Origin of the sequence: Marinomonas fungiae (assembly GCF_001418205.1) — a bacterium.
Classification (GTDB): Bacteria; Pseudomonadota; Gammaproteobacteria; order Pseudomonadales; family Marinomonadaceae; genus Marinomonas; species Marinomonas fungiae.
In genome coordinates, this window is sequence record NZ_LIQF01000008.1 from 29,437 (window position 1) to 49,857 (window position 20,421).

Annotated in this window: 27 protein-coding genes; 21 read left to right on the forward strand and 6 right to left on the reverse strand. The window is 44.3% G+C overall.

Features of this window, described 5'->3' with window-relative positions:
* Nucleotides 1-103: 103 nt before the first annotated feature.
* From ASC49_RS12645 to ASC49_RS12655, 3 genes are all read right to left on the reverse strand, one after another.
* Nucleotides 104-1,453, reverse strand: a complete 1,350-nt coding sequence (locus tag ASC49_RS12645; protein ID WP_055463617.1) for a PepSY-associated TM helix domain-containing protein — start codon at nucleotides 1,451-1,453, stop codon at nucleotides 104-106.
* A gap of 58 nt (nucleotides 1,454-1,511) precedes the next feature.
* Nucleotides 1,512-1,889: a DUF2946 family protein gene (locus ASC49_RS12650; RefSeq protein WP_055463618.1), complete on the reverse strand. Its 378-nt coding sequence runs from the start codon at nucleotides 1,887-1,889 to the stop codon at nucleotides 1,512-1,514.
* Nucleotides 1,890-1,992: 103 nt separating this feature from the next.
* The gene (locus ASC49_RS12655) at nucleotides 1,993-2,262 is read right to left on the reverse strand and encodes a DUF3820 family protein (protein WP_055463619.1); all 270 of its coding nucleotides are present in this window, start codon (nucleotides 2,260-2,262) and stop codon (nucleotides 1,993-1,995) included.
* Nucleotides 2,263-2,797: 535 nt separating this feature from the next.
* Between ASC49_RS12655 and ASC49_RS12660 the strand changes: the two genes are divergently transcribed.
* The 11 genes from ASC49_RS12660 (at nucleotide 2,798) to ASC49_RS12715 (ending at nucleotide 10,825) form a co-directional block, all read left to right on the forward strand.
* Nucleotides 2,798-3,658, forward strand: coding sequence for a PhzF family phenazine biosynthesis protein (locus tag ASC49_RS12660; RefSeq protein ID WP_055463620.1), 861 nt, complete (start codon nucleotides 2,798-2,800; stop codon nucleotides 3,656-3,658).
* 355 nt (nucleotides 3,659-4,013) lie between these two features.
* Nucleotides 4,014-4,442, forward strand: coding sequence for an SMI1/KNR4 family protein (locus ASC49_RS12665; protein ID WP_055463621.1), 429 nt, complete (start codon nucleotides 4,014-4,016; stop codon nucleotides 4,440-4,442).
* Nucleotides 4,443-4,745: 303 nt separating this feature from the next.
* Nucleotides 4,746-5,678, forward strand: coding sequence for a hypothetical protein (locus ASC49_RS12675; RefSeq protein WP_055463623.1), 933 nt, complete (start codon nucleotides 4,746-4,748; stop codon nucleotides 5,676-5,678).
* 5 nt (nucleotides 5,679-5,683) lie between these two features.
* On the forward strand, nucleotides 5,684-6,409 hold the full coding sequence (locus ASC49_RS12680; RefSeq protein ID WP_055463624.1) for a hypothetical protein: 726 nt from the start codon (nucleotides 5,684-5,686) through the stop codon (nucleotides 6,407-6,409).
* Nucleotides 6,410-6,435: 26 nt separating this feature from the next.
* Nucleotides 6,436-6,711, forward strand: a complete 276-nt coding sequence (locus ASC49_RS12685; protein WP_055463760.1) for a putative quinol monooxygenase — start codon at nucleotides 6,436-6,438, stop codon at nucleotides 6,709-6,711.
* Nucleotides 6,712-6,870: 159 nt separating this feature from the next.
* Nucleotides 6,871-7,299, forward strand: a complete 429-nt coding sequence (locus tag ASC49_RS12690) for an MAPEG family protein (RefSeq protein WP_055463625.1) — start codon at nucleotides 6,871-6,873, stop codon at nucleotides 7,297-7,299.
* 177 nt (nucleotides 7,300-7,476) lie between these two features.
* Nucleotides 7,477-8,103: a LysE family translocator gene (locus tag ASC49_RS12695; protein WP_055463626.1), complete on the forward strand. Its 627-nt coding sequence runs from the start codon at nucleotides 7,477-7,479 to the stop codon at nucleotides 8,101-8,103.
* Nucleotides 8,104-8,260: 157 nt separating this feature from the next.
* Nucleotides 8,261-8,470, forward strand: coding sequence for a VOC family protein (locus ASC49_RS12700; RefSeq protein ID WP_082443836.1), 210 nt, complete (start codon nucleotides 8,261-8,263; stop codon nucleotides 8,468-8,470).
* A gap of 25 nt (nucleotides 8,471-8,495) precedes the next feature.
* On the forward strand, nucleotides 8,496-9,266 hold the full coding sequence (locus tag ASC49_RS12705) for a carbon-nitrogen hydrolase family protein (RefSeq protein WP_055463627.1): 771 nt from the start codon (nucleotides 8,496-8,498) through the stop codon (nucleotides 9,264-9,266).
* A gap of 137 nt (nucleotides 9,267-9,403) precedes the next feature.
* Nucleotides 9,404-10,168: an SDR family oxidoreductase gene (locus ASC49_RS12710; RefSeq protein ID WP_055463628.1), complete on the forward strand. Its 765-nt coding sequence runs from the start codon at nucleotides 9,404-9,406 to the stop codon at nucleotides 10,166-10,168.
* Between the two features lie 39 nt (nucleotides 10,169-10,207).
* Nucleotides 10,208-10,825 carry a LysE family translocator gene (locus tag ASC49_RS12715; RefSeq protein ID WP_055463629.1) on the forward strand — a complete coding sequence of 206 codons (618 nt, stop codon included), beginning with the start codon at nucleotides 10,208-10,210 and terminating at the stop codon, nucleotides 10,823-10,825.
* Between the two features lie 129 nt (nucleotides 10,826-10,954).
* Here the strand turns inward: ASC49_RS12715 and ASC49_RS12720 are convergent, their stop codons facing one another.
* Nucleotides 10,955-11,878, reverse strand: a complete 924-nt coding sequence (locus tag ASC49_RS12720; RefSeq protein ID WP_055463630.1) for a SphA family protein — start codon at nucleotides 11,876-11,878, stop codon at nucleotides 10,955-10,957.
* A gap of 419 nt (nucleotides 11,879-12,297) precedes the next feature.
* Here ASC49_RS12720 and ASC49_RS12725 point away from each other — a divergent pair, with 419 nt between their 5' ends.
* From ASC49_RS12725 to ASC49_RS12745, 5 genes are all read left to right on the forward strand, one after another.
* Nucleotides 12,298-12,534 carry a helix-hairpin-helix domain-containing protein gene (locus ASC49_RS12725; RefSeq protein ID WP_055463631.1) on the forward strand — a complete coding sequence of 79 codons (237 nt, stop codon included), beginning with the start codon at nucleotides 12,298-12,300 and terminating at the stop codon, nucleotides 12,532-12,534.
* Between the two features lie 11 nt (nucleotides 12,535-12,545).
* Nucleotides 12,546-13,352, forward strand: coding sequence for a helix-turn-helix transcriptional regulator (locus ASC49_RS12730; RefSeq protein ID WP_055463632.1), 807 nt, complete (start codon nucleotides 12,546-12,548; stop codon nucleotides 13,350-13,352).
* A gap of 87 nt (nucleotides 13,353-13,439) precedes the next feature.
* Nucleotides 13,440-14,000: a YbhB/YbcL family Raf kinase inhibitor-like protein gene (locus tag ASC49_RS12735; protein ID WP_342667541.1), complete on the forward strand. Its 561-nt coding sequence runs from the start codon at nucleotides 13,440-13,442 to the stop codon at nucleotides 13,998-14,000.
* A gap of 162 nt (nucleotides 14,001-14,162) precedes the next feature.
* Entirely contained in the window at nucleotides 14,163-14,852 is a 690-nt protein-coding gene (locus tag ASC49_RS12740) for a helix-turn-helix transcriptional regulator (RefSeq protein ID WP_055463633.1), read from the forward strand.
* A gap of 61 nt (nucleotides 14,853-14,913) precedes the next feature.
* Nucleotides 14,914-15,234, forward strand: coding sequence for a hypothetical protein (locus tag ASC49_RS12745; protein WP_055463634.1), 321 nt, complete (start codon nucleotides 14,914-14,916; stop codon nucleotides 15,232-15,234).
* A gap of 154 nt (nucleotides 15,235-15,388) precedes the next feature.
* Here ASC49_RS12745 and ASC49_RS20065 read toward each other — a convergent pair whose 3' ends face one another.
* The gene (locus tag ASC49_RS20065) at nucleotides 15,389-15,460 is read right to left on the reverse strand and encodes a type II toxin-antitoxin system RelE/ParE family toxin (protein WP_245624718.1); all 72 of its coding nucleotides are present in this window, start codon (nucleotides 15,458-15,460) and stop codon (nucleotides 15,389-15,391) included.
* Nucleotides 15,461-15,673: 213 nt separating this feature from the next.
* Between ASC49_RS20065 and ASC49_RS12750 the strand changes: the two genes are divergently transcribed.
* From ASC49_RS12750 to ASC49_RS12770, 5 genes are all read left to right on the forward strand, one after another.
* The gene (locus tag ASC49_RS12750) at nucleotides 15,674-16,153 is read left to right on the forward strand and encodes a YqhA family protein (RefSeq protein ID WP_055463635.1); all 480 of its coding nucleotides are present in this window, start codon (nucleotides 15,674-15,676) and stop codon (nucleotides 16,151-16,153) included.
* A gap of 227 nt (nucleotides 16,154-16,380) precedes the next feature.
* Nucleotides 16,381-16,950 carry a DJ-1/PfpI family protein gene (locus tag ASC49_RS12755; RefSeq protein WP_055463636.1) on the forward strand — a complete coding sequence of 190 codons (570 nt, stop codon included), beginning with the start codon at nucleotides 16,381-16,383 and terminating at the stop codon, nucleotides 16,948-16,950.
* Between the two features lie 27 nt (nucleotides 16,951-16,977).
* Entirely contained in the window at nucleotides 16,978-17,433 is a 456-nt protein-coding gene (locus ASC49_RS12760) for a ribbon-helix-helix domain-containing protein (protein ID WP_342667542.1), read from the forward strand.
* A complete protein-coding gene (locus tag ASC49_RS12765; RefSeq protein ID WP_245624714.1) occupies nucleotides 17,433-17,906 on the forward strand; it encodes a pyridoxamine 5'-phosphate oxidase family protein in 474 nt (157 codons plus the stop codon). The genes ASC49_RS12760 and ASC49_RS12765 overlap by 1 nt, the downstream gene beginning before the upstream one ends.
* Before the next feature lie 116 nt (nucleotides 17,907-18,022).
* Entirely contained in the window at nucleotides 18,023-18,772 is a 750-nt protein-coding gene (locus ASC49_RS12770; protein ID WP_055463637.1) for a tetratricopeptide repeat protein, read from the forward strand.
* Nucleotides 18,773-18,838: 66 nt separating this feature from the next.
* Here ASC49_RS12770 and ASC49_RS12775 read toward each other — a convergent pair whose 3' ends face one another.
* Complete coding sequence (locus tag ASC49_RS12775; RefSeq protein WP_055463638.1) at nucleotides 18,839-20,251, reverse strand: dihydrolipoyl dehydrogenase; 1,413 nt, start codon at nucleotides 20,249-20,251, stop codon at nucleotides 18,839-18,841.
* Nucleotides 20,252-20,421 lie beyond the last annotated feature (170 nt).

Consider the following 20,421-nt stretch of genomic DNA (forward strand, 5'->3'; position numbering starts at 1 on the left):
CGGTAACGTAAAAGCGTTAATGGTGTTTCATCAAGGACGATGAAACGGGCTGGGGATGCAAGCCCCCCAGCCCACTTTTAAATCAACTAAACCCTCGTGAGCACTAAGCCCAAACTTGGCGAAGTTTTGGTATAGACAGAAGGACTAACCAGTCCACAACTAATACAACCGCCATGCCGACAGTCGCCATAGGGAACAGCAACGAGATGGGCAATAGTAACCACACCACATGTTGCCAACGCTTTAAATCCTTTGGCATAGGTGGCGCAGCAAACGCATTGGCTGGGCGGCGTTTCCACCACATCACCACTCCCGAGACGCTTAGAAAGATCACCGCCAAGCAGAACAGCGTACAAGCGACTAAGTTCCACACCCCAAATTGCCCCATATGCAAGGCAATGCCAAATGCCATCGACTTAGCAAACCAGTTGTAATCCATAAAGCCCACATCAGCAATCACTGCGCCAGAGTGGCGATCATAATGTACCGTACGATCATCTAAGGCATTGTGGATATCGCGGCCCATGGTGCTGGCTGTGGCAGTAAATACCCCGGTTTCACCGCGCGGGAAGTGCACTTGGAAACGGGTAAAGCCCATGTTCTTTGCATCAGAGACCACACGATCTAATGTGATGGTGCCATCACCAAAAGCGCTCATTGATGACTCAGGTAAGGGCGCTTGCTCAAGGTTCCACGGGATTTGTTTCAAGCCTTTTGGATTTAGGTCTTCATGGGTTAGTGTGGAAGACACATTCTTAGCACTTTGCTCAACAGGGAAGGTACTCCAAGCTTGTACTAACTTACCGCCCCAAACACTTGCCCATGCCAAACCTGAAATACAGAAAAATAACAGAATGACCGCGACCCAAACGCCAGTGACACTGTGGGCATTACGCCAAAAAGTACGACCTTTACCGCTTAACTGCGTGGCAGCTTTCCATTTGGATTGTCCTTTGCTTGGCCACCACATGTATACGCCAGTCAGAATCAACAAAATGGTAAAGCTGATAGCAATTTCAATCAGCCAGTCCCCAGTGAGTCCCATCATAAAAGTACCGTGCGTATCGTCCGCCCAAGTATAAAGAGAGTGGCTGATACTGATATCGCCCAACACTTTGCCTTGGTAAGGATCAACGAAAACAGAGCGGGTGTCATCGCCAACTGCTACTTGAAAACGTGTCGCATCGGTCGCTGAATCCGACACATACAAGCGCTTGATTGGGCTATCTGGGTAGGCATTGGCAACCACTTGATATTGCTGCTCGTAGGTCAGCGGCGCAGACGATGACTGCTCCACATAATACAAATCTGAATGCAGAGTACGTTCGATGATAGGGTCAAAAATCATCATCAGGCCGGTAACAGCCAACATAATTAAAAACGGAACAACATATAAGCCAGCAAAGAAGTGCCAGCGCCAAACGGAACGGTAAAAGTCTTTTGTGCCAAACATTAGAAATCCTGCAACTAATCGGGCATAAAAATAAGATGCCCCGACAGTGGTCAGGGCATCATGCTAGTTTTTGATCTTCACTAAACGCTAGCGTTGCAGGTGGCGCACGGGCTTGAGCGGTACGTGGAGTAGCCGTCAGCAAATCATTGCTAGGCGTTAAAGAATGATCCAACGCCTTAGAAGGAGCATGGAACGCCATCGCGGAGACGGCAATGTCCATAAAGAAGTGAGTACAAGGACAAGAGTGGGAACCACTGTGCTGGCTGGCTTTATCCTTATCGGATGCGTCGCCGCTGTAGACGTAATAACTCTCTACACCCAGTGTGGTACAAATCTCGATTCGTTGCGCGCCCGTCTGACCAATGCCATTCACTAGCGGTACAGCAAAGTACGCTAGCCAGCAGAGGATCAAAAAGATATGAGAGCGGCGTTTCATCGTAAATAAGAATCGGATTCGTTTAAAAGTGGCGCAACTTTACGAAAGCTTCTTTAAATGAGCAAGGGAAAAATAGCAGACACTTGCCGCAAATCAGACAGGATCAGTCCATATCATCAAAGCGGATTTGTACTTTGGGCTGTTTGGGTTTCGGTGCTTCCGGCAGTTTTAACGGCTCAACAATCTTCTCAAGACCATTCACTTTGACTTCCAACGCCAACTGCAACCAACGACCTAACTTACCCTCTGGCCAACCTTTATGGTTAAACCACAACAAATACTCCTCGGGTAAATCCACAATCAAACGCCCCTCATACTTGCCAAACGGCATCTTCTGACGGGCAATATCCAGCAAGTCTTGTTTTTCAATCATAACCACAACCACTCCCTAACAAGCCCCGCATACTACCACACATCTCTTGTGGGACCTCGCTGTGCGAGGGAAAAGGTTTCGTACGAGCCGCCTCCGTCCGGCGATTGGCTCTTCCTTGTAGGACCTCGGTTTCCGAGGGATTAACCTGCAAACTCGGCAGTTTCTCTAGGATGCTATTCATCTGCTTTGGCGCTTATCATCTCTTATGCAGGCACTCTCCCATGCCATTCAATTCGCTTGCGCACATCTCCGGTCGTGCCTCCCTTCGACCGTCAGCGCGAATCAAACACATGGGATACTGCTAATAAGCCAGCAAACTCTCTCGTACGAGCGGCCATTGCTTTGGCTGCTAGCGTTAGCATTTGGATAGATCAGACTATAAAACAGCTCATATCATAAGGTCTGAGAGAGGCGCTTGCCTCTCTAGCCAAATCGCGTTACAAAAGACCAAATAAAGAACCCATATGGCGGCGATTAAAGGTGATCTGATACGTCACAAACGCAGCAGAGTAACGCGTCTGAGAAGGGAGTGGTGGTGAATATCGAAGTAAATTTGGTTAGTTCATTTACGATAGATGGAAATGGCGGAAACCCTGCTGGTGTTGTCCTAAATGCAGATCATCTTTCTGATGAGCAAAAATTAAAAATAGCTCAAGCTGTAGGTTATTCAGAGACGGCTTTTGTTTCCTTTTGCGAAGATGCTGATTTTGAAGTTTCCTTTTTCACTCCGGCAGCAGAAGTCGACTTTTGTGGTCATGCCACTTTAGCGGCATTTTCTACGATGTATCAAAAACAGATCATTACTGTTGGTTCATATGTGCAAAAGACAAAAGCAGGAATGCTGTCGGTACACATAGAACCAAATGGTAAAGTTGTGATGGAGCAAAGGTTACCCCACAAAACTGCCATATTTTCCTATCAAGAAATATCAAATCTTATTGGTATAGAGTCTAGTGTATTAAAAAGTACCAATTTACCTATTGAGGTCATTTCAACAGGATTGCCCGATGTAATTATCCCTGTTCCTAGTGGGTTTTTGGATAAAATCGATCCTGATGATCAGCTTATTGCAGAGTTTTGTGAAAAACATAAGGTTGTGGGGTTTCATGTTTTTGAGCTTTGCGAGCAAGAAAGTATGTTTACGGCTAGTTGTCGTAACTTTGCGCCATTGTTTGGTATATCTGAAGAATCAGCGACCGGTAGCTCAAGTGGCGCATTAGCGTGTTACTTAGCTGAACATCTTGAGTTAGGGCATGATTACATCTTTGAGCAAGGAAGAGCGATGAATTGTGCTTCAATGATCATGGCATCAGTGGAGTTAGAACACTCAAGGATCGCAAAGGTAAAAGTTGGTGGTTTTGCGAGCAGTATCGGTACTGTTGAAATTTATATATAACAAACCAATTTGTATAAAGTCACACTTTATCTGAGTGTCAAATGACAGAACGGCTTCGTATCATGCTGTATGGGACAATAGCAGTTAGCGCTTAGTGAGGTCAATGCATAAAACGGATCAGATCAAAAGGCCTGAGTGAAGCGCTTGCCTTGCTTGTTGAATCACGCTACAAAAGAGCCAATAAAGAAACAACATAGCGGCGATCAAAGACGATCTCTGGTGTTCAGTGAGTTATTAAACAGGGAAGTCCCACCATAAAAAAGCAAATCCCCTATATAGACAACGCAGCCGTTCAACAGTGGGTTATAGCCGCAGCTACGCTGCAGTATAACCCCTAATTGTTAAAGGAGGCATCGTGACATTCGAGCAGGTCGCATTAGAACTTAGGCAATTGAACGAAAAAGTGCCGAAACCATTACGCTTGCCTAGTGAGCACGAAGTGGCAGGCGCAGAATCAAGATTAGGTGTTTCTTTTCACCCTGAGTTTCGACGCTATCTACTCGAGCTTTCAGACGTCGTATTCGGCCCGTTTGAGCCAGTCACACTCACAATCCCTGACTCACATACTCACTTGGACAGAGTTGCTAGTCACGCTTGGTCAGACTGGGGTGTCCCACGTGATTTGATTCCCATATGCCACGACAACGCCGATTTCTATTGTGTGACTAAAGACGGGGATGTCGTGTTCTGGTCCCATGACATGCACGATCTATCTGGAGAAAAATGGTCGTCAGTAAAACACTGGATCAAAGATGTCTGGATCGAGGAAACAAAATCCTTCTAACAATCACGGCGACGGCTACTACATTGCGGCTTCGCCTCTATTCCGCAGCCGCGCGCGCTGTTGGCGTTACATTTTAAACTAAGAACACTACAAGGATATAGTTATGTCAAACCACGTACTAATTGCCTTAGCAAAGAGAAAGCCATTCGTAGTCACTCCTGAAATGCCCGAGGGGTGTAGCTACGATTACGTCAGGGGCCTCTGGATGAAAGCAAATGATGTTTTGGTGTCGCATGGTTCTGAATTCGGTGTACAGGCCACCAAGAAATGCGACGTTGAAACTGGCGAGGATCAAAAAGGAGAATGAGTAAATTCTGTTTGGTTCTTTGTAGCAAGTATGATTTTTCCGTTGATCTTGTAATCCAAGAGTTAGAGGAAAGCGGTGTTGATTATATTCGTCTGAATAAGGAGGAGCTGTCTGACTATCTCATAAACATAGATCCTGTGAAGAGAGTTTTAGCGGTGAAGGGGCACGGGATAAATAGAGAGATACTGAATGTTACCTCTGTATGGTTTAGACAGCCAGTTTTTATAAGAAATACTCCTGGACATGCGCTTGCTTTAGAAGAACAGCTTTCTCGTTCTCAGTGGGCAGCATTTCTAAGAGGTCTAATTATATTTGAAAATGCTATATGGATGAACTGGCCAGCCAGTACTTATTCTGCTGAATCGAAACCATATCAGTTGATGCTAGCCTCAAAAATTGGTTTCAAAGTACCAGAAACAATGATTGGTAATGATTCAAACTATTTCGAAAAATTTGATACCGATATAATCGTAAAGTCGCTAGATACTGTGCTTTTGCGCGATGGCGAAGACTGTTTGTTTACATATACATCGAGTATTACTAGCAAAGAGTTGAACGAAGATAACACAAAGATAGCTCCATTGACGGTGCAGGAATACGTTTACCCGAAAACTGATATCAGAGTTACTGTTATCGGAGAAAAAGTCCATGCAGTCAGAATTACATCGGCTGGAAGCGGTATCGATGAAGACTGGAGGCTACTAAAAAAAGAAGAGATTGAGTATACGGATGTCAAATTACCGCCTGTTATCGTTGGTTATTGTAGAGAAATCGTTAGGGAAATGGGCTTGAGATTTGGAGCGATTGACCTGATAGAAAGCAATGAAATTTACTATTTCATCGAAATTAATCCTACCGGTGAGTGGGGGTGGCTTTCAACTGAGAATCGGCCAATTGAAAAAGATATTGCAAATATGTTGGCTGGATAGATCTAATGTGTTTTATTCATTTACTCCAAGAAGTATTCCCGTTCCTTCATTTAAAAGGAATATATGAGAGAAAACTACAGGACGCAGGTAAGGTATTTGACGATAGATATTCCTATTACTTTAAGCTTGAAGAAGAAACTGTATCTGATCGACTCAAAGAAGAGCATCAGCGGTCACAAAAAATAGATGACAAAACTTCGAAATTCACATTGGGGTTGAGTGTCTGCTTAACCGTCCTGGGTGTTGCTTCAACGGTGGTAGCGAAGCTGCTACCGGCACATGAGCTAAAACCGCTCGTTGTTATATTTCTCAGTATATGTTCACTATATATGCTGGCTGGGGGGATTGTCTCTTTGGGTGCATTCAAGCTAATGCCAACTTATGGTTATGGAACTCTTTACGAGTATCGGAAAGCAAATAATGGCCCATCTGAAATAGTTAAGGCGCTAATTGGCCAAGAGAACATGAACTTGGTTAAGCAAGTTAGGAATCAAGTTGCCTACATGTGCATTAGAAATGGATTTGTAATGCTTTTGTTCTCGTTACTCTTACTTTCAGCGATAATAACTCATAATGCGTATTTAAATATGTATCCGACAAAAGAAACAACAGAAGCTATTTCGAATGACAAGGGACTCTGCGTGGTAATCAAATGTAACAAGTCGTTGCATTTCGTTCCGCCTCTTCGGGGCTACACCGGACTGTCGCTTCGTTGCAGCGCCAGCCGATGATAGAGGCGTTCGCATCACAGGGCCCCATGCCAAAAGTAATACTAAAAGGCTTTATTTTAGTTCCGGAGTCGGAGCTTGAATTAGTAAAAAGAGAATTGGTAAACCATACACGCCTTACACTCGAAGAAGTGGGGTGTATCACGTTTAGTGTTATTCAAAATTCGGAGAATCCTCTTCGTTTTGATGTTTATGAAGAGTTCTTGGATAGAGAGTCTTTCGAATTACATCAAAGACGAGTCAAGGCATCGCATTGGGGGAAGGTGACCGTAAACGTTGAACGTCACTATGAAATACTAGGGTAATTAGATCATATGAATGTAACCGCAATCTAATCAATCGAGCCTATCTAAGCTTTGTTCAATAACTATGAAAAGCTTGTGTTAATCCATTGCATAGGGTTCCTAGCATCGGGCATGTTGTGATTTTCTATGTAACGTTATTTAAACATTCAGGAGGATGCAATGGAGTTGACGACGATATATGGAACGGCGTTCTGGGGGATTTTTATCATTCTTGTTACTTGGATGGTGCAGTGGTTTGTCGCGGCGGGGTCTAAAGCCAGAAAGGAAGGAGCAATACCTGGTAAAGTGGATGAATCCTTAGGGCATGAGTCGTTTTCCTTTCGAGCACACCGAACCTTTATGAATTCGATTGAAAATGTGCCAGCTATGTTAGGGGTCATCATGTTGGCTATTTTGATCGGTGCTGATGCATTTTGGGTGATGATCTGTATATGGAGTTTTGCAGTTGCACGTATCCTTCATATGTTGTTGTACTATGCGGTAGCGACGAATGAAAACCCTAGTCCACGTTCTTACTTTTTTTTAATGGGACTAGTGTCTAATATTGCGCTATTAATATTATGTGCCATTACAATGGTTAATTTTTAAAAAACAGGGAGTGTGGCTAGGGCTCTCAACTGGAAATTTGCCTAATAAAGCGTTTAAGAGGACTTGTTACGTGTGGCATTTTCAGTTTGCGGTAAGTTAAGGCGTCACTTTTGTATTGCGTACCTGTGCCCCCTTAACGTGGCGTTAACATTCAGAGTCTTACAACAAGGAGGTTTCATGTTTCCATTAGAGGTATTTGTTACTTATACATTAGCTTGTTTACTGCTGGTTATCTCACCCGGCCCGGATAACTTGCTTGCTATCGGCCGTGGTTTAAGTCAAGGACGATTGGCAGCCGTAATGTCAGGCATGTCTTCCGGGGCGGGTATCTTATTTCATGTTGTTGCAGCAACCTTCGGACTAACCCTTCTTATTCAAACCTCTGAAGTAGCGTTTTATGCAGTAAAACTGATTGGTGCAGCTTACCTAATTTGGCTAGGTGTGAAAGTACTTCGTACAAGAAACCTGTTCACACTCGAACCAGCGCAAAAACAGTCTCTGAAAGTGATCTTTTCTACTGGCTTTTTATCTGCGGCACTTAATCCGAAGCCCGGTATGTTTGTTCTTGCGTTTGTCCCGCAATTTGTAAACCCAAGCTTAGGCTCAGTGACAACTCAAATGATTGGCTATGGTGTATGGTTTGCGGTACTAACAGCAATTGGCTTTAGCTTAATGGGCGTTTTCTCGTCTCAGTTATCAGAGTGGTTCAGGAGAAAGCCTAAGCTAGTATCAGGGTTAAATATTGGTGCAGGTATTACATTCGTTTCTTCTGGGCTAGCAGTGGCGTTTATGAAGCAGCGATAACTAAGTGGTCACAAAGCATTAAGAGGCGTTCACAACGCTTGGCGATTTGGGTTTGAGTCAGCTTAAGCGTTTACGGCACGATAGTTCAGTTTGGGTGGAATACGTTGTTTACTCCTTAATGCGGCGTTTTGTACTTTCCTATAAAAAGGAGTTTCTGATGAAAATTTCCCATCTTGATCATTTAGTTCTGACTGTTGCAGATATTCCAATAACAGTAAACTTTTATGAAAAAGTATTGGGAATGAAAGTCGTTAGTTTTGGCGCTGGTCGGATTGCTCTAGAGTTTGGGCACCAGAAAATCAATCTTCTGAATAACAAGCCTCTGCACTCGGAAAATTTACGCCCTTCTCTCCTGAAATTATGGTGATTGGAGCGTTATTAAGGATGTCACAATGAATAATGAAAAAATAACTTTTAGCCTCGTTCAATATCCTTCAGTTAAAGGTGATATTCAAAAGAATCTGATAAATCATCTAGAAAATATTAAATTATCTGCTGATTATGGAGCTGATGTTGTCATTTTTCCTGAGTTATCCCTAACTGGCTATGAACTAGAAATAGCATCACAGCTTGCAATTGATGATACTTCCTCAATCATCAGTGAGCTATCACAAGCGGCTATTGACAATCATGTTGTTATTGTCTCAGGCGCTCCATTGATAAGTGGTAGTGACAAACCATATATTGGTGCTTTCATTTCCTATCCATCAGGAAAAACTGATTTCTACCGAAAACAATATTTGCACGCAGGCGAAGACAACTTCGTGTCTGCTGGTTCTGAAAACTATTGTTTTGAGATTAAGGGCAAAAAATTATTTTTGGGTATATGCGCTGATTTCACTTGTTCACAACACTGGCTTGATGCAAATTCTGCTCAGGCTGATATCTATTTATCGAGCGTTTTGATTTCCCAAAATGGATTCGAGCATGACAGCAAAATACTCAAACAAAAAGCCATAGAACATAATTTAAACATCGTCATGACCAACTATATTGGTGAGACAGGTGGTTGGTTTTCGAATGGTAACAGTCGGGTATGGGACAGCAACGGTAATGTTTGCATATCAGCTAATGACGCCGATCCCTGTCTCGTTCTGTGCACCATTAGTAACGATAATATTTCGGGTAGAATCATAAACATAACAAAAAATTTTACTCGTTGAGCCGCTCCAAAGGTAAAAGTGATATCGCAATAAAAACTCAGCAAGATTCGGGTCGGCAGTCATCATTTCTCCTCCTAATATGACATCTGTTTGGGCGTGCGCCCTTTACTTGTCGTCAAATCTAGGAGAAATGATCGATGAACATACTGGCCAACAAAGTTGCTATAGTTACTGGTGCCAGCACCGGTATTGGTTACGCAACGGCGAAGCTTTTTGCGAAAGAAGGTGCTGCTGTTGTGGTGGCTGCAAGGCGACAAGCGGAGCTTGATGAGCTTGTGGAGGCAATCAAAGCGGAAGGAGGGCTGGCGCTAGCACTAGCGGGAGACGTTGGTGATGAGGCTTTTGCCAAAGCTTTGGTTGATAAAGCAGTAAGTCATTTTGGTGGATTGGATATCGCTTTTAATAATGCCGCAATCTTGGGCGCTATGGGCCCGGTTCCGGAGATGTTGCAAGCGGATTGGAATCAGGTGATTACGACGAACTTAACCAGCGCATTTTTGGGAGCAAAGTATCAATTGCCTGCTATGGCTGCCAGAAAAGGAGGTTCGTTAATTTTCACTTCTACCTTTGTTGGTTACACCGCAGGTATGCCGGGCATGGCCGCCTACGCAGCCAGTAAGGCCGGCCTTATTGGGTTGACTCAAGTGCTGGCGTCAGAGCACGGACCTCAGAATATTCGGGTCAATGCTCTTCTGCCCGGTGGTACGGATACACCAGCGGGGCGTGAATTTGCCAATACGCCAGAAGCATTGGAGTTTGTGCATAATCTCCATGCACTCAAGCGTATGGCAACACCGGATGAAATTGCCCAATCCGCATTATTTTTAGCATCCGACGCCTCTAGTTTCACAACGGGTTCTGCGATGTTGGTCGATGGTGGTGTTTCTATAAACCGTGTCTGAGAGAGGGCGCGTCACTGGGGCGTTAGTCTAGGAGTCACAATGAGTCTGGTTGAGATAATAGCTCTATTTTTTGTAATGGTTATGTTATCGCTCGTTCCTAGCACTAGCGTCGCTTTGGTAGTCGCTCGATCTTCGATCTCTGGTTTCTTAAATGGCAGCGCCGTTGCGGCTGGAATTGTCGTTGGCGATCTCATTTTTGTTGTTCTAGCTATTTTGGGCATGGCTGCATTAGCGGAAGTGATGGGTAGCTTATTCTTGATTTTGAAGTATATGGCAGGGGGTTATCTAATCTGGTTTGGTATAAGCTTTCTAAAATCAAGGCCAGCGGTACGAGAAGAGGTAGCAGGCCCGTCAGCCTCTTCATTGTCAGCAAGTTTCTTGTCTGGATTGCTCCTCACTCTTGGTGATGTGAAGGCTATATTTTTCTATGCGAGCTTGTTTCCCTCTTTTGTCGATCTGGCTGCCATCACTACTACTGATATAGCAATAATTGTTATTTTGACCATAGTAGCGGTTGGTGGCGTTAAATTAGGCTATGCCTATTCTGCAATTAGAGTCGCATCATTTGCCAAAGGGTTCAAAGGAGAACGAGCGGTCAAAGTCGCTGCTGGTGGTTTCATGGTTGGCGCAGGCGTTTTCCTTATTGCCAAGGCTTAACAGTGCCAAGCATTGCAACAGCTTATGTATTGGGGCTTCACTCACACCCGATAAGTTAGTTTATCGCTACATAACAGCGATGCTAGACAAAGGGGAGACTAGCACCGTTGTTATGTGTTGTTTCAAGCGTTAAAAACTTTGGGATACTAACAACGCTGCGGTGTAGCCTTCAGTTCGATTTTTGGCATTGAACTCTTTGTAAGCATGGAATGAGACCAGTGGCAGACCCGGCTGGAAGAAGCTGAGTTCAGGCCCGATAGCCGTCACTTCCGCTCGGTTACCATTGATAATATTGCTGCTGGCAGGCCCTTTATCATCCGTTAGCTGTTTGTAGTAAAAGCCACCTAGTCCGAGTGTCCATTCATTAAACCGCTGTCCTACAGCAAATTCATGTCGGTATTCAATGCCGCTGGTGTAGTCGGTATCTTTGTTTTCGGTATTGATGTCGAGCTGAAAGCTGGAAGACACTTCAAAGCCTGAGTCGGTGGCATAGGTAAAGTTAAATGCCGGAGAAAAAGTCCAATGATTCAGACCTGTGGTGATGACATCGTTTTTATCATAGTGGCCCGTTGGTATTTGGATCTGTAGTTGCGTATTGGTTGCTAGGTTCTCCGAAGGGTGCCACTGAAGAATGTAAGGGATGACCTGAATATCAGCGATGCTGGCGTCGCTCCCTGCAATATTGATGGGGGTGTCTGGAATGGTACCGTTCAAATCCAAGTCGAGGAATGGAACGACGATACCATACCCGTAATTGGCACCTTGGAAGGTGTGTTCGGTCATTTTTAAATAGGTTAACGACAGCGATTTGACTGTTTGTGAGAAGTTAGACAAGTTGTCGCCGCCGTTACCATTCAGGTTTTTGTTGGCGTTGTAATACGCCCCGCGTACGGAAAAGGCGCCGTTTTCGGTTACGGGTGGCATAAATCCCGCGCCAAAGCCATAGATTCCTGGGGCAGTAGATGGCGCACCATTTTCAGTGGCAAGGGCCGTTTGCGATAATAAAAGACTGGTTCCAATAGTGATCAATGAGCTTTTGTTAAATGCTTTCATACATTCCTCTTCTACTTGTTTTTATTTTTGGGAGAGCATGTAGAAGAGCATCGCAAGATTATGATAGCGGCTCATATCCTATTTAGGATAGTTTTCATAAAAAATTGTTATCTCTTATAACAATCTATGCGTAATTTATGAATCCCTTTAGAAATCATTGGTAATTAAACCTAACAACGTATAATTCAGCGGTTTTTAGCACGTAAAAATAGGGATATTGATGAAGATACAGCCTTACTCGGAGAAATGGGCGTCACAAATTGCGGATGTGTTTTTCTGTGATCCAGCAAAATGAAGTACAGCGAAATGGTGTGACGCTTGTTAATTTTTTAATGGAACGTTATCTAGGTAACTAACGATTCACTATGTTCAAACAAGTTAGCGCCGTTAAGGATAGCGAGTGATTTTCAGGAGGTTTTGTGGCTTTTTCAGAGCAAGAAAGAGAGACGCTTTTAGCAGTGAAAGGAGTGGGTCCTACTGTGATTAAGCGATTTGAAGAAATAGGTATCGATAGTCTGGCGGATTTAGCATCACGACAGGCAGATGAGATCGCTGAGATGGTGGCTTCCATGCTGCGTTCTACCTGTTGGAAAAACAGCCCGCAAGCAAAGGCTGCTATTAATGCTGCGATCTTGCGAGCAAGAGAAAGCTTGTAATTGGAAATGCTGTGAAGGATTTAATAGAGAGTGCTCGCGAAATGCTTACTAAAAATGTGGCATTACCTTTTGCTGTGTATAGCTCTTTCAAAAAGCAAACTCTCTCAAACGTCCCGATTGCGAAGCCAGTGCTTATCTGTGTTCTTGAGGGAACGAAGTTCATCGGTGCTGATAATGATGTGCAATGTGATTCAGGTAGTTTTGTACTATTGCCTAATAGCCCAAGTATTCATTTACGCAATATTCCTCGAGGGACTGAGTATTTTGCATTACTGATTGAGTTTGAATTGTCGGATTTTGAGTGCTTGCCTAGTCTTGATGGCCCCACACCGGGGATATTACAAGCGGACATTAATGAAGCTCTGCAACAGTGTTTAATACAGTTTGTGAACTGCGCAAACTTTATTCCGAAACCGCTGTGGGCGTCACGCCGACAAGAAATTCTGTTGTTACTTCAGCATCAATACAATCACAATTTACGTAATATGGCGAGCCATCTAGAGCTTAGTCATCAAGTGCATCGATTGATCAGCGCGGATTTAAATGCGGAGATTAGTTCTCAATTATTGGCTGATAAACTCGCTTTAAGTGAATCAACGTTACGCAGAAAATTACGCGCAGAGGGTACCAGTGTTCAAGATATAAAAGATCGCGTGAAATTAGGTGTTGCCCTGCATATGATACAAACCAGCTTTACGCCAATAGGTGTGATTGCCGAACGCTGTGGTTATCAATCCCAGTCTCGTTTTACCGATAAATTTAAGCAGCGCTTTGGGTTGACCCCGACGGCATTGCGTAAAACGCGAATGCTCGATTAGGGCGAAATTATGACCGTTTTGGCGCTAACTCTCAGGATTTTCTAGTCCTATGATGTACTGATCCTAATGAGACAATCGAGGGTTAGCATGATGAATTTAAAAAACAGTTTAATCGGGTTATCACTTATGGCGGCTTGCAGTGTGTCGTATGCGGAGTCGTTCACTCTAACCAGCTCTGACATTGCTGATGGTAAACCCATGAGCCAACAGCAGGAATTTCAGGGCTTTGGTTGCCAAGGGGGCAATAAATCTCCCGCGCTGTCTTGGTCTGGGGCGCCAGAAGGTACTAAAGCTTATGCGGTTTTAGTGCATGACCCTGATGCACCGACAGGTGGTAGTGGCTGGTGGCATTGGCAGATGATCAATATTCCACAAAACGTGACGCACTTGGAAGCGGGTGCAGGTAATCCTGACAATGGACTTGCTCCGAAAAGTAGCCAGCAAATACGCAATGATTATGGCGTTGAAGGCTTTGGTGGAGCTTGTCCTCCTAAGGGAGATAAACCACATCGTTATCGATTCACAGTGTATGCTTTGTCTCAGCGTTTAGAGCTACCTGAAGCCCCATCAGCGGCATTGACGGGCTATATGGTGAATCATTTTAAGCTGGCTTCCAGCACCATCGAAGCTTTGTATCAGGTGGAGTAGTTACTTAATGGGCCACTCACCTCAAAAAGTGCTAGTGTGTTCGGCTCAATTAAAGTGAGTGCGGTCAATTGAAATGTATTTAAGCCGATTTCACTTCGCCGCATCAACTTGAAACTGTTCGTTGTGGCATGCGTTAGACCGCTGAACAATCAAGGATAGAATATGCGAAAATCAGATCGGTTATTTCAGTTAACCAATATTCTGCGTAGGCACCAGCCACTTACTGCTAAGCAGTTGGCTGAAAAGTTGATGGTGTCTGAAAGAACGATCTATCGCTATGTTGATGATTTGTCGTTGTCTGGAATACCTATTTATGGCGAGCCTGGTATTGGATACCGGTTGTCAGAGGGGTTCGAGTTGCCGCCTTTACAATTGTCTCCAGGCGAGTTGGAAGCACTGATCACCGGAGTGAGTTTTATTGCATCATTAACTGGACGAGACTTTGCTGCTTCTGCGCATTCTCTATTGTCTAAAATCGAAGCGGCATTACCGAATCGATCGGAAGTGCTTTCAAACGAAGATAGAGTGGTTAGAGTACCAGTACACCATCGTGAATCTGAGGCGTATCAGGTGTGGGGAATGCTTCATTCAGCGATAGAAAGAGGGTGTTGGCTCGCTATCAGCTATAACTCTCTTTCACAGGTTGAAACGTCGAGAACTATATTCCCTTTAGGGCTGTTCTATTGGGGTGGTATATGGACCTTAGGTAGTTGGTGTATGTTACGCCGTGACTATAGAGATTTTCGGGTGGATCGCATAAGCGAGCTAGAACTGTGTGCGTTTGAAGGTGTTTTACCCGAGGGAGTTTCTTTATCAGCATACATTGAGTTTAAAAGTACAAAAGCCGACTGACACAGTGCTGTCAGTAGTAAAGCCTTAGAGTTGGAATTCAACCAATAACTGAGGTTTTGACATGATAAAAAATAGTAGCATTGAGAGCATAGGTGGCATGGAGTTTGCGACCTTCAAGCTAAAAGACGGCGTAACAGAGGCAGAACTAATAGAACTCTCTAATCAAGTAGAGGTAGAGTTTCTAAGTCAGCAAAAGGAGCTAGTTCTTCATTTTCTCGTTCGTGGCACAGAAGGTATTTATGCAGACGTGGCGATGGCAAGTTCTCAGGAAAAAGCTGAGGAGTATTGCCTGCAGTGGTTAAGTAACAAAGTGGCACTGGAATACTTGGAGCTTATCGACAAAGAATCTGTGAGCATGACGTTTTGGACGAGAATTAACTAAAAAGCGCGAAAGAAACTGTATAGGATATCAAAAGTTTCGTTTTTGCTTCCTGTGAGCTTGGCGTCAGGCTCAGATACAGTTTAAATATCCACTATCAATCAATAATGATACCAACCAGATAATATCGTCGCGACTTTGTTGTCGACGGTATAAATCAGTCAGTGTCATTATTTCGGCGAAACCAGAATCCCGATAGGTTATCTTTCAAGGGTTCTGGTTTTCCCATCTCTTCCAAGTGTGGGCGCTTTATGTCCACAACAAGTTTGTTGGTTCACTTTAATGCTGTATTCTCTTGGGGTTGCGTGAGTTAGTAAAGTGGCTAAAGTTGTAAGAAGCACAATCTGGACGTTAGCTAATAAGACAGTAAATGATCCGGTGAAATTGGTTAAGAGAACGTTGCGAGTCTATAACTGGCGCTGTGACGCGTCCCGGAGATATTATGATCGAGAAAGTTTTCAGAAGCAGTCGCTTTATCGTGTGGGTGGCAATCATTATTTGTGCAGTGTCATCTTTGCTCTTGTATGTTGCCTCGGTAAACATAATCTTTAATACCGCGCTGGATATTGTGGGTGATATACCTACCTCTGCTGACTCCGGAAAAAATCTTGCGGTTAGTCTTCTGAAGCTGTTGGATCTTCTACTGATAGCGATCACTTTTCAGATCATGGCGCTTAGTCTGTACCGCTTGTTTATCCGTCGGATGTCTGTTGGTGAAGAGGGGTTTGAAGACTCTCTGGATATCAATAGCTTTCATGATTTGAAGATCACGGTAAGCCAAGTAGCTGTTTTGATTTTGGTGATTCGGTTCCTTGAGCAGGCGGTAGAGATTGGCGGTACAATCGAAACGCTATACCTTGGTGTTTCCATCAGTATCGTTGTTTTGGCGTCAGTATTCGCGTGGAAGAATATGAAACACTGACGTATAGCGTACGGTTTCGTCTGCTGTTCAACTATAAAACCACGCGTGTTGGCTGCATTAGGTCTCTGATTCAAATTGTTTCGCACTGATAGCGAAACTCATCAGTTCGCCGTGAAAAAAGAGGCCTAACTTTTCTTACCTCCACATGTAATAACCGGTTAATACCTTCTCCATGGTTTAAGCTGTTACAACTAGGCTCTGTTTGAAACACGATTGGAGGACACATCATGTCAGCGAAGAAAATCTTAATGATCACCGGTGATTTCACGGAAGATTATGAAACCATGGTTCCATTTCAAGCGTTGTTAAGTGTCGGTCATCAGGTGGATGCGGTGTGCCCTGATAAGAAAGCAGGCGATTCGGTGGCGACGGCGATCCATGATTTTGAGGGCGATCAAACTTACACTGAAAAGCCCGGTCACCGTTTTGCGTTGAATGCGACCTTTAGCGAAATCAAAGTAGAGGATTATGATGCTTTGGTGATCCCTGGTGGTCGTGCACCAGAGTATTTGCGTTTAAATAAAGAAGTGATTGCCATGGTGCAGCATTTCTTTGTGGCCAACAAGCCTGTTGCTGCGATCTGTCATGGCGCTCAGTTGTTGGCGGCGGCCGGTGTGCTAGAAGGTAAGCAGTGCTCGGCGTATCCAGCGTGTCAGCCTGAAGTCGAATTGGCCAAGGGCGTGTATGCGAATATTCCTGTGGACCAAGCAGTCACTGATGGCAATCTGGTAACCGCACCAGCCTGGCCTGCGCATCCAGCTTGGCTAGCGCAGTTTTATACGTTGTTAAATGTCTAATAGGCATGAGAAAGGTGCGTCTGTCTCATGACGTGCCTTCTTATTTTCTCCCCGATCTTAATTGTGTTTGGCGAATACTGCCTCTATATTGATAAGTCACGCGAAGCTAATCAGGAAGACAGCATGTGCCAACTCTTTGTAAGCGCCGATCCCAGTTTATGGCAAAACGTCACCCGCTCTATTCGTATTGATGGCATGGTGACCAGCATCCGTCTAGAAAATATCTTCTGGTTCACGCTTGAGGAAATTGCCCAACGCGATCAATTATCTCTGTCGCAGATGATTATAAGACTCAACCATGAAGCCCTTGAAGCGGGCCATGATCTAGATAACTTCACCTCGTTTTTACGTGTCTGTGCCATGCGTTATTTACACTTGCAAACTATTGGTGTGCTATCTAATTCACCTGAAGTTAGTCTGGCATCGCTAAACAGCGGCCGTATTTTGGAACAAGAAAAACGCTACTTTGAGAGGCATCAGTAATGGAAAATAGCGCAGCAGCCATGAATCTTCTCGATTTTTCGGAAAAAAGCGTTTTGTGCTGGTTGGCGACGGTGTCAGCGGAGGCGACGCCGAATGTTTCCCCAAAAGAGATTTTCACCTTTATCAATGAAGAATTGATGCTGATTGCCAATATTGCCTCACCTGAGAGTGAGCGCAATATCTTGGCGAATCCAAATGTCTGTGTGTCCTTTATCGATATCTTTGAGCAACGTGGCTTTAAGGTAAAAGGCACCGCACAGGTTATTACTGTTGAAGATGAGCACTGGTCAGAATATCTGGCAGCGTTGAAAGTGTTGGCAGGGGAGAGCTTCCCGATTAAGACTATTTTCGCGGTGATGGTCACTTCAACGGCTAAGATAATGGCCCCAAGTTATGGATTGTTTCCCGAGTCCACCACGCCAGCAAGCCAAATCGAAAGCGCCTTAAAAACCTATAACGTTAAGCGCCTGTAAGGCATTAAGTTGAAATAAGAATTATTATCAAATATGATCATCCTATGTTGAGCAATTACTGAGTAGCATCGATCTTATGTGTTGCTCAATGACTTTTATTACAAGGATGTCCCATCATGAAAAAAAAGAATTCTCTAGACGCTATAGATAGCCCTCTTCCCCGTCATTGCTTTGTAATCAATATGAAACCAGCCATCGTGATTTTTAGCCTGCTACTATTTTTTTCCAATGATTCTTTTGCAGAAAAGTATGGTGTATACGATCTAAAAAAAATTTTGATTACGGCTGAACCTGGAAGCGGAAATAAACACGCTTTGGACTTGATGTATATTGATGCAATGATTAAAGATTTAAATAATCATGCAAACGGCTATCCGCCACAATTTGATAACGATAATGACATGCAGCGCGCTAAAAATGACGCCAGAAGGCTGTCTGGTGCGTTAGATATGCTGGTAGATGACCCCAATGCACCGATAGAGCTTTTAAGACGCAGTAGTTTGTTAAATCGCCTCGCCTATAACCTTGATATTCCTGGCTCTGCACAGAAAGTCGACAGGGACTTTAAAAATTTACTGAGTCAGCGACCAGGTGACCCGGTTCTAAATCTATCTTACGGTGTATTCCTTTCGGGGGCGAATAAAAGCAGCCAAGCACTTCCTTTTTTGAAGGAGTCTGCAGAGGCTGGCTTTAAAGAGGCTTATTTACATCTTGGTATGGCGTACTTATATCTGAGAGACACTGAGCAGGCTTTGAATAACCTTGAAATTTACCGAAGTCATTATCCAAATAATGCAAAAATTGGAGAAATTATAGACGCCATTAAAAGTGGCAATATAAAGTATAATCGCCTTCAAAAAAGCTAATTGAAGATATTGGCAATCATACTCAATATTCTGACTATGATTGCCAGCCTAAAATGATACTCTGATTTAGGCTTTCACCACTTCTTCTACTGGCTCATTATAAAGCTGCTTCGCTAAGTCCCTTAGCGCCACACGTAGGCCTTCCTCAATATTAGGGTGATAAAACGGCAAGCGTAAAATCTCGGCCACTTCCACTTTGAGTTGATGCACCCACGCCAGCTGATGCAGTAAATGCTCACCTCGTGGTGCGATCATTTCCCCACCGACCAAGCATTTGCTGGTTTTGTCGGCATAGAGGCGAATCAAGCCTTCAAATTCCTGCATGACTCGTGGGCGACCAAGCATATTGAAGTTATAGCTACCTATGGCAATGTGGTTAGGATCAAGCTCTACAAAGCGTTTGCCAAAGAAGCCGATATTAGGGTGGGTAAACGCCATGCCCAGTTCAGTGCGTGCTTGGTAGTGTTTGGGTTCGCCTTGCTGTAGGGCTTGGATCACATTGTAGGCGGCAATGCGCCCTTCATCAGCGGCTTCGTGAAGAATGGCTTTTTGCCCTGTGGCATCGCCCGCCACATAGATATTGCTACTTTTAATCCGCATAGTGCTTAGGTCAATATCAGGCATTCCTCGTTCGTTTAACACAATGCCGGCGTTAGCAAGCTTTAGCGTGTCCAAATTAGGTCGGCGACCAAGAGCCGCAAGCACTTGATCGACTTCAATACTCTGCTCGCCAAAATTCACTTTAACGCCGTTTTCGGTTGACTCTAATTGTGCTGCTTGACCAAGGTAAAGCGGGAAGTCATGACCTATCAGTTCAAGAGCTTTGCTGCGCACTTCTGGGTCGCTAATACCAGCTAAGGTATCCGCCATTTCAATACCGACGACTTCGACGCCTAAACGAGCTATGGCTTGGCCAAGCTCTAGACCAATCACACCAAGGCCAATGACCGCGACTTTTTTCGGTAGGCTAGCCTGCTCAAAGAAGGTATCGGAAGTGACTACTCCCTCAATGTCTTGCCAAAGGGGGGGTAAAACTGGGCGGGAGCCGGGGGCTAAGATAATTTGTTTAGCTTGCACTTGCTCTGTACGGCCATCGGCATAAGTTATTTCTAGCGTATTCGTATCGATAAAAGCAGCGCGACCGTTGAGATTTTTGTCGGCTGGCAGCTTTTGCCAAGGGGTAATGGTTTTTTCGACAAAGCCGTCGCGCATGGTCTGCACACGCTTCATCACGGCTTCACCGTTTACTCGAGCCTGATCTACCCCCTCTATGCCTTCTACAGGCAGCTTTTTTAAGCGATCAAAATCATCGGCAATCTGAATCAGCACCTTCGACGGCATACAGCCCACTTTCGCACAAGTGGTGCCGTACCAGCCTTCATTGATCAACACAAAGCTATCCGTGTGCTGCTTGATTAAACCTAACGCGGTATAACCCGCAGACCCCGCTCCGACAATGGCAACATCTACTTGGCGCATTACTGTCCCTCTCACTATTTATTAGATTATACTAAAGTAATAAGCGTAGATTATTTCTGCAAGAGTGGATGGATTGAATAAAGACTTAGATCAATTCAAACAATATCTATGAAAAGGGGTCAGATCCCTTACCTGTGTGATGGTGTTGAATTGATAGACAATATCGCTGT

Bases quoted from the DNA above. Each gene is read 5' to 3' on its own strand.
- ASC49_RS12645 (WP_055463617.1), bottom strand. From the start codon at position 1,453: ATGTTTGGCACAAAAGACTTTTACCGTTCCGTTTGGCGCTGGCACTTC.
- ASC49_RS12650 (WP_055463618.1), bottom strand. From the start codon at position 1,889: ATGAAACGCCGCTCTCATATCTTTTTGATCCTCTGCTGGCTAGCGTAC.
- ASC49_RS12655 (WP_055463619.1), bottom strand. From the start codon at position 2,262: ATGATTGAAAAACAAGACTTGCTGGATATTGCCCGTCAGAAGATGCCG.
- ASC49_RS12675 (WP_055463623.1), top strand. From the start codon at position 4,746: ATGAGTAAATTCTGTTTGGTTCTTTGTAGCAAGTATGATTTTTCCGTT.
- ASC49_RS12680 (WP_055463624.1), top strand. From the start codon at position 5,684: ATGTGTTTTATTCATTTACTCCAAGAAGTATTCCCGTTCCTTCATTTA.
- ASC49_RS12685 (WP_055463760.1), top strand. From the start codon at position 6,436: ATGCCAAAAGTAATACTAAAAGGCTTTATTTTAGTTCCGGAGTCGGAG.
- ASC49_RS12690 (WP_055463625.1), top strand. From the start codon at position 6,871: ATGGAGTTGACGACGATATATGGAACGGCGTTCTGGGGGATTTTTATC.
- ASC49_RS12695 (WP_055463626.1), top strand. From the start codon at position 7,477: ATGTTTCCATTAGAGGTATTTGTTACTTATACATTAGCTTGTTTACTG.
- ASC49_RS12700 (WP_082443836.1), top strand. From the start codon at position 8,261: ATGAAAATTTCCCATCTTGATCATTTAGTTCTGACTGTTGCAGATATT.
- ASC49_RS12705 (WP_055463627.1), top strand. From the start codon at position 8,496: ATGAATAATGAAAAAATAACTTTTAGCCTCGTTCAATATCCTTCAGTT.
- ASC49_RS12710 (WP_055463628.1), top strand. From the start codon at position 9,404: ATGAACATACTGGCCAACAAAGTTGCTATAGTTACTGGTGCCAGCACC.
- ASC49_RS12715 (WP_055463629.1), top strand. From the start codon at position 10,208: ATGAGTCTGGTTGAGATAATAGCTCTATTTTTTGTAATGGTTATGTTA.
- ASC49_RS12720 (WP_055463630.1), bottom strand. From the start codon at position 11,878: ATGAAAGCATTTAACAAAAGCTCATTGATCACTATTGGAACCAGTCTT.
- ASC49_RS12735 (WP_342667541.1), top strand. From the start codon at position 13,440: ATGATGAATTTAAAAAACAGTTTAATCGGGTTATCACTTATGGCGGCT.
- ASC49_RS12740 (WP_055463633.1), top strand. From the start codon at position 14,163: ATGCGAAAATCAGATCGGTTATTTCAGTTAACCAATATTCTGCGTAGG.
- ASC49_RS12745 (WP_055463634.1), top strand. From the start codon at position 14,914: ATGATAAAAAATAGTAGCATTGAGAGCATAGGTGGCATGGAGTTTGCG.
- ASC49_RS12750 (WP_055463635.1), top strand. From the start codon at position 15,674: ATGATCGAGAAAGTTTTCAGAAGCAGTCGCTTTATCGTGTGGGTGGCA.
- ASC49_RS12755 (WP_055463636.1), top strand. From the start codon at position 16,381: ATGTCAGCGAAGAAAATCTTAATGATCACCGGTGATTTCACGGAAGAT.
- ASC49_RS12760 (WP_342667542.1), top strand. From the start codon at position 16,978: ATGACGTGCCTTCTTATTTTCTCCCCGATCTTAATTGTGTTTGGCGAA.
- ASC49_RS12765 (WP_245624714.1), top strand. From the start codon at position 17,433: ATGGAAAATAGCGCAGCAGCCATGAATCTTCTCGATTTTTCGGAAAAA.
- ASC49_RS12770 (WP_055463637.1), top strand. From the start codon at position 18,023: ATGAAAAAAAAGAATTCTCTAGACGCTATAGATAGCCCTCTTCCCCGT.
- ASC49_RS12775 (WP_055463638.1), bottom strand. From the start codon at position 20,251: ATGCGCCAAGTAGATGTTGCCATTGTCGGAGCGGGGTCTGCGGGTTAT.